Genomic DNA, 5,514 nt, shown 5'->3' with positions numbered 1-5,514 from the left:
GTCGTGCGAGACGAAGGGGTAGGTGAGACCGCGCTCGCGCTGGAGGCGGCGGAGCCGCGCCCGGGGTCGGCAGCGCGGCGTGTTATGGACGCTCAACGCCGGGGGGCGCGGGGAGAGTCCGGCGCGGGCGTCTTCCGCAGTCGCGCGTTCGCGGCGGCCGCGGCGTCGGTCATGCGATCGAGGAACGCCCGGACGACGCGCAGCTCGTCGGCCGTGGTCACCCGTGTCGCCGCGGCCACCTCGGCACCCGCGAATCCGAGGAACCGTTCCATCCCCCCGAGCGCCGTCGCGGTCGGGTGCAGGGTGACCCGTCGGCGGTCGGCGTCATCGCGACGACGGGTGACGTGCCCGGCGCGCTCGAGCCGGTCGATCAGCACCGACACCGCCCCCGACGTCATCCCGATCTGACGCGCGAGCTGCGCGGGCGCCACCGGCTCCCCCGACTGTGCGGCCCAGACGATCTGCCCGAGCGCCTCGGCATCCGACACCGGCAGGCCCATCCACGCCGAGAGGTGCCGGTTGAGCTCATCGGATGCCATCGTCCAGTCGCGCAGGCGGTGCATGACCGCGACCTCGAGGTCGGACCAGGTCACCGAGAGCGAGTTCAACGCGGACATGCAATGACTTTACAGTCAAGTGACTTTACTGTAAAGCTATTTGCATCGATCACGAGGAGTCGCCATGACCGCACCGCACGCCCTCATCACCGGCGCCAGTATCGCCGGACTCTCCGCCGCCTGGTGGCTGCGACGGATCGGGTGGGAGGTCACCGTCATCGAGAGAGCGCCCGCCTTCCGCGACGGCGGGCAGAACGTCGACGTCCGCGGCATCGCCCGCGAGGTGCTCGATCGCATGGCCCTGACCGACGCGATCCGCGCGAAGAACACCACCGAGACCGGGACGGTCATCGTCGACGCGCACGACAAGGTCATCGCCGAGCTCCCCTCCGACGGACCCGACGGGGCGACGGCCGAGCTCGAGGTCCTCCGCGGCGATTTCGCGCGCGCGATCCTCGAATCCCTCCCCTCCGGCGTCCGCTTCGTCTACGGCGAGGCGGTGGCGGAGGTCGACGAGTCGCGCGAAGACCGCGTCTCGATCGTCACCGAGGGCGGCGAGCGCCTCGACGCCGACCTGCTGATCGTGGCCGAAGGCGTGCGCTCGCGCACGCGCAACCTGCTCTTCGCCGAGTCGGAGGTCGACGCCGACCCCCTCGGCATCACCATGGCCTTCGGCACCATCCCGCGCACCGGCGACGACGACGACCGCTGGCGCTGGTACAACGCGGTCGGCGGACGCCAGGTGCACCTGCGCCCCGATCCCTACGGAACGACCCGCGCGATCCTGTCGTACGCGGGCGACGACGGCCTCGCCGAGCGCGACCGCGACGACGCCCTGCGCGTGCTGCGCGAGCGCTATGCCGACGCCGGGTGGCAGGCCCCGCGCGTGCTCGACGGCTTCGACTCGTCCGACGACGTGTACATCGACGAACTCACGCAGATCCGGATGCCGGGGTGGCACCGCGGCCGCGTGTGCGTGATCGGCGACGCGGCGTGGTGCGTGACCCCGATGGGCGGGGGCGGCTCATCGCTCGCACTGACCGGCGGATACGTGCTCGCGGCCTTTCTGTCGCAGATCGACGGACCCGTCGACCGCGACCGCCTCGACGAAGCGCTCGCGTCGTTCGACGGATGGATGCGTCCCCTGGTCGATCAGATCCAGGGCATCCCGCGCGGGATGCTGCGACTGGCGTACCCGCACACCCGGCTCGGCCTGGCCGCGCGCGGTGTGCTCATGAAGGCCATGACCGCGCCGCCGCTCTCGCACCTGGCCGCACGATTCGGCCAGGTCGCAGACACCGATCAGAAACTGCCGACGCTCCGCGACAGGGCGGCCTGACGTCGGCCACGGCCGCCGGTGACGCGGCATCCGGAGCTCTCGGCATCCGGCGATCTCCCGAGCCCTCGACGGGTCTGGCGTCCGGTCGGACCTCAGACGTGGAAGACCGCGTGCACGTCGCCGCCCAGCGCCTCGCGGCCGCCCAGGCCGTCGATCTCGAGCAGCGTCGCGATGCCGACGACCTCGCTGCCGACGGCCTGCAGCAGGTCGCGACCGGCGCGGAGGGTTCCGCCGGTGGCGAGCACGTCGTCGAGCAGCAGCACGCGGGCGCCGGCGGCGTTGTCGTCGTGCATCTCGATCTGCGCCGAGCCGTACTCGAGGTCGTACGACATCGACGCCGCCGGACGCGGCAGCTTCCCGGCCTTGCGGATCGGCATGAGGCCCACGTTCGCGACGATGGCTGCGGCTCCCGCCAACAGGAACCCGCGCGCCTCGACACCCGCGACGGCGTCGATCCGCCCGACGAAGGGTTCCACGAGCGCCTCGACAACGGTGCGCAGGGCAGCGGCATCCGTCAGCAGCGGCGTGATGTCGCGGAACACGATGCCCGGTTTCGGGTAGTCGGCGATGCTGGTGATGAGCGATTCAGCGCGGGCGAGGGCAGAGGCGTCGGGCACCCGCTCAGCCTAATCGCGCGGTCCGTCCCCCTCCCCCTTGTTGAGTGTCCAAGACACGCCGCGTTCCCCCCGCGGTGTGCGGCGTGTTCTGGACACTCACACACCCGGCGCTCAGCGCCGCGCGTCCGCCACTCCGCGCCACACCCCTCGTCGAGTGTCCAAGACACGCCGCACACGGACCCGGGAGGCGGCGTGTCCTGGACACTCAACGAAGGGAGGCGCGGCGGGTGCGAGCGGGATTGACAGCACTGCAAGCGCTTGCACTATCGTGGCCGCATGACTTTCACGCAGGAAGACGCGCGCGCCGACCTCGCCTCGGCACCCGGCTCGGAGTGGTGGCGCACCGCCGTCATCTACCAGATCTACCCCCGCTCGTTCGCTGACGCGTCGGGCGACGGCCTGGGCGACCTCCCCGGCGTCACCGCGCACCTCGACGACCTGCAGACGCTGGGGGTGGATGCCATCTGGCTGAGCCCCTTCCAGACGTCGCCGCAGAAGGACGCGGGCTACGACGTCGCCGACTACCGCGATGTCGACCCGATCTTCGGCACCCTGGCCGACTTCGACGAGATGCTCGCGGGCGCCCACGAGCGCGGCATCCGGGTCATCGTCGACCTCGTCCCGAACCACTCCAGCGATCAGCACGTGTGGTTCCAGGAGGCCCTGAAGGCGGGCCCCGGGAGCCCCGAGCGCGCGCGCTACATCTTCCGCGAGGGCAGGGGCGAGAACGGCGAACTACCTCCGAACAACTGGGAGAGTGTCTTCGGCGGCGGCATGTGGAAGCGCGTGACCGAGGCTGACGGCTCGCCCGGCCAGTGGTACCTCCACATCTTCGACGAGAGCCAGCCCGACTTCGACTGGACCAATGAAGAGGTGCGCGCGGAGTTCCGCGACATCCTGCGCTTCTGGCTCGACCGCGGTGTCGACGGGTTCCGCGTCGACGTCGCGCACGGTCTGATCAAGGCCGAGGGCCTGCCCGACTTCACGCCGGATCACGAGGGCGGGTCCATGGGAGGCGACGCCGCCGAGGTGCCCTACTGGGGTCAGCCCGGCGTGCACGACGTCTGGCGCGAGTGGCACGAGGTGCTCGCCGCGTACGACGGCGATCGCGCGCTGTGCGCCGAGGCGTGGTTGCCGACCGTCGAGCAGACGGCCCTGTGGGTGCGGCCCGACGAGATGCACCAGGCGTTCAACTTCCACTACCTCGAGACGGACTGGGATGCCGCCGCCCTTCGCTCCGTGATCATCGAATCGCTCGAGGAGTACGGCGCCGTCGGCGCGCCCAGCACCTGGGTGCTGTCGAACCACGACGTCGTGCGCCACGCCTCGCGCCTCGCGCTGACCGCCGAGAACCCACAGGGCGCCGGCATCGGCCCGAAGTCCCCCGGCAAGCCCGACCCCGTGAAGGGCCTGCACCGGGCCCGCGCCGCGACGGCGCTCATGCTGGCGCTGCCGGGTTCGTCGTACTTGTACCAGGGTGAGGAGCTCGGCCTTCCCGAGGTCATCGACCTGCCCGACGACGCCCGTCAGGACCCGACATGGTTCCGCACGGAGGGCGAGCGCTACGGTCGCGACGGATGCCGTGTGCCGATCCCCTGGACCGCGGACGCCCCCGCGTACGGCTTCAACTCCACCGGCGCCTCGTGGCTGCCGCAGCCCGCCGAGTGGGCGGAGCTCGCGCACGACGTGCAGATCGACGACCCCGCTTCGACCCTCACGCTGTACCGGGCCCTGCTGGCCGAGCGCCGCAGCCGCAACCTCGGCGCCGGCGACATCGAATGGCTCGACGGATTCGGCGACGACGTGGTGGCACTGCGCAACCGCGGCCTGATCGTGATCGCCAACCTCGGCGACGACGCGGTGGAGCTGCCCGAGGGCGAAGTCATTGCGGCGAGCGGGCCGCTCGACGGCGACCGCCTCCCGACCGACACGACCGTCTGGATCGCGGCGGCGTAAGCCGCGGCATCCGGAACTGCGAGACCGTGACCGGAATCGACGACGTCGCCCGTGCGGCGGGAGTGTCGACGGCCACGGTCTCGCGGGCGTTGAGCGGGCGCGGCACGGTGTCGAGCGCGACGCGCGAGCGCGTGCTCGCCGCGGCCGGGAGCCTCGGTTACGTGGTGTCGGCGGCCGCGTCGACCCTCGCGACCGGCCGCTCGCGGGCCGTCGGGGTGGTCGTGCCGTTCCTCGACCGGTGGTTCTTCAGCACCGTGCTCGCGGGCATCTCCGATGCGCTCGTGCGGCGCGGCTACGACATCACGCTCTACAGCGTGAGCGCCGACCCGGCCGAACGGCGTCGCGTCTTCGACGACCACCTGCGGCGGCGACGCATCGACGCGGTCATCACCATCGCCCTCGAGCTCGATGCCGAGGAATCGTCGTCGCTGCGCAGCCTCGGCGTGCCGATCGTCGCGATCGCCGGCCCCAATCCCCTGCTGACCACGCTCACCGTCGACGATCTGGCCGTGGGGCGCCTCGCGACCGCGCATCTGCTCGGCCTCGGCCATCGCCGCCTCGCCCACATCGGAGCGGATGCCGTGGCCGACGCCGCCTCGTCGGTGCCGGCCCTGCGACGCCGCGGCTTCGAGCAGGCACTGGCCGACGCCGGCATCGAGGCGCACGGCGTGGCACCGGCCGACTTCACCATCGAGGGCGGATCGAGCGCGGCGGCCCGCCTGCTCTCGTCCGACGATGCCCCCACGGCCCTGTTCGCCGCCTCCGACGAGATGGCGATCGGCGCGATCCTCGCCGCGCGCGAGCTCGGTCTGCGCGTACCCGACGACGTCTCGATCATCGGCGTCGACGGGCACGAGCTCGGCCGCTGGTTCGGTCTGACGAGCATCGATCAGTTCGCGCGCGGGCAGGGCGAGCGTGCAGCCGAGGTGGTGCTGCGCGCGCTCGACGGCGCCCGACCGGCCCGGGGTCTGGGCACTCTGCCGTTCGAGCTGGTCGACCGCGGCTCGACCGCGCCGCCGGGGCGCTGATCCGTCCGGCTCACCGA

General features: G+C 71.8%; 5 protein-coding genes. 3 read left to right on the top strand and 2 right to left on the bottom strand.

Annotation, left to right across the window (positions count from 1 at the left end; all coding sequences use genetic code 11):
- Positions 1-92: 92 nt before the first annotated feature.
- Positions 93-617: a MarR family transcriptional regulator gene (locus tag RWP81_RS13830; protein ID WP_314457026.1), complete on the bottom strand. Its 525-nt coding sequence runs from the start codon at positions 615-617 to the stop codon at positions 93-95.
- A 64-nt stretch (positions 618-681) separates the two neighbouring features.
- Here RWP81_RS13830 and RWP81_RS13825 point away from each other — a divergent pair, with 64 nt between their 5' ends.
- Entirely contained in the window at positions 682-1,896 is a 1,215-nt protein-coding gene (locus RWP81_RS13825) for an FAD-dependent monooxygenase (protein WP_314457024.1), read from the top strand.
- Positions 1,897-1,988: 92 nt separating this feature from the next.
- Here RWP81_RS13825 and RWP81_RS13820 read toward each other — a convergent pair whose 3' ends face one another.
- Positions 1,989-2,513 (bottom strand): adenine phosphoribosyltransferase, encoded by a 525-nt coding sequence (locus tag RWP81_RS13820; RefSeq protein WP_314457022.1) that lies wholly within the window; start codon positions 2,511-2,513, stop codon positions 1,989-1,991.
- Positions 2,514-2,789: 276 nt separating this feature from the next.
- Between RWP81_RS13820 and RWP81_RS13815 the strand changes: the two genes are divergently transcribed.
- Together RWP81_RS13815 and RWP81_RS13810 are read left to right on the top strand one after the other, a co-directional pair.
- Complete coding sequence (locus RWP81_RS13815; RefSeq protein ID WP_314457020.1) at positions 2,790-4,469, top strand: glycoside hydrolase family 13 protein; 1,680 nt, start codon at positions 2,790-2,792, stop codon at positions 4,467-4,469.
- A 26-nt stretch (positions 4,470-4,495) separates the two neighbouring features.
- Positions 4,496-5,497: a LacI family DNA-binding transcriptional regulator gene (locus RWP81_RS13810; RefSeq protein WP_314457018.1), complete on the top strand. Its 1,002-nt coding sequence runs from the start codon at positions 4,496-4,498 to the stop codon at positions 5,495-5,497.
- Positions 5,498-5,514 lie beyond the last annotated feature (17 nt).

It is taken from the genome of uncultured Microbacterium sp. (assembly GCF_963521695.1).
Taxonomy (GTDB): Bacteria; Actinomycetota; Actinomycetes; order Actinomycetales; family Microbacteriaceae; genus Microbacterium.
This window is presented reverse-complemented; position numbering and strand designations above follow the sequence as displayed.

What these genes read in the sequence shown, in the direction of transcription:
- RWP81_RS13825 (WP_314457024.1), top strand. Translation starts at nt 682, where the DNA reads ATGACCGCACCGCACGCCCTCATCACCGGCGCCAGTATCGCCGGACTC.
- RWP81_RS13815 (WP_314457020.1), top strand. Translation starts at nt 2,790, where the DNA reads ATGACTTTCACGCAGGAAGACGCGCGCGCCGACCTCGCCTCGGCACCC.
- RWP81_RS13830 (WP_314457026.1), bottom strand. Translation starts at nt 617, where the DNA reads ATGTCCGCGTTGAACTCGCTCTCGGTGACCTGGTCCGACCTCGAGGTC.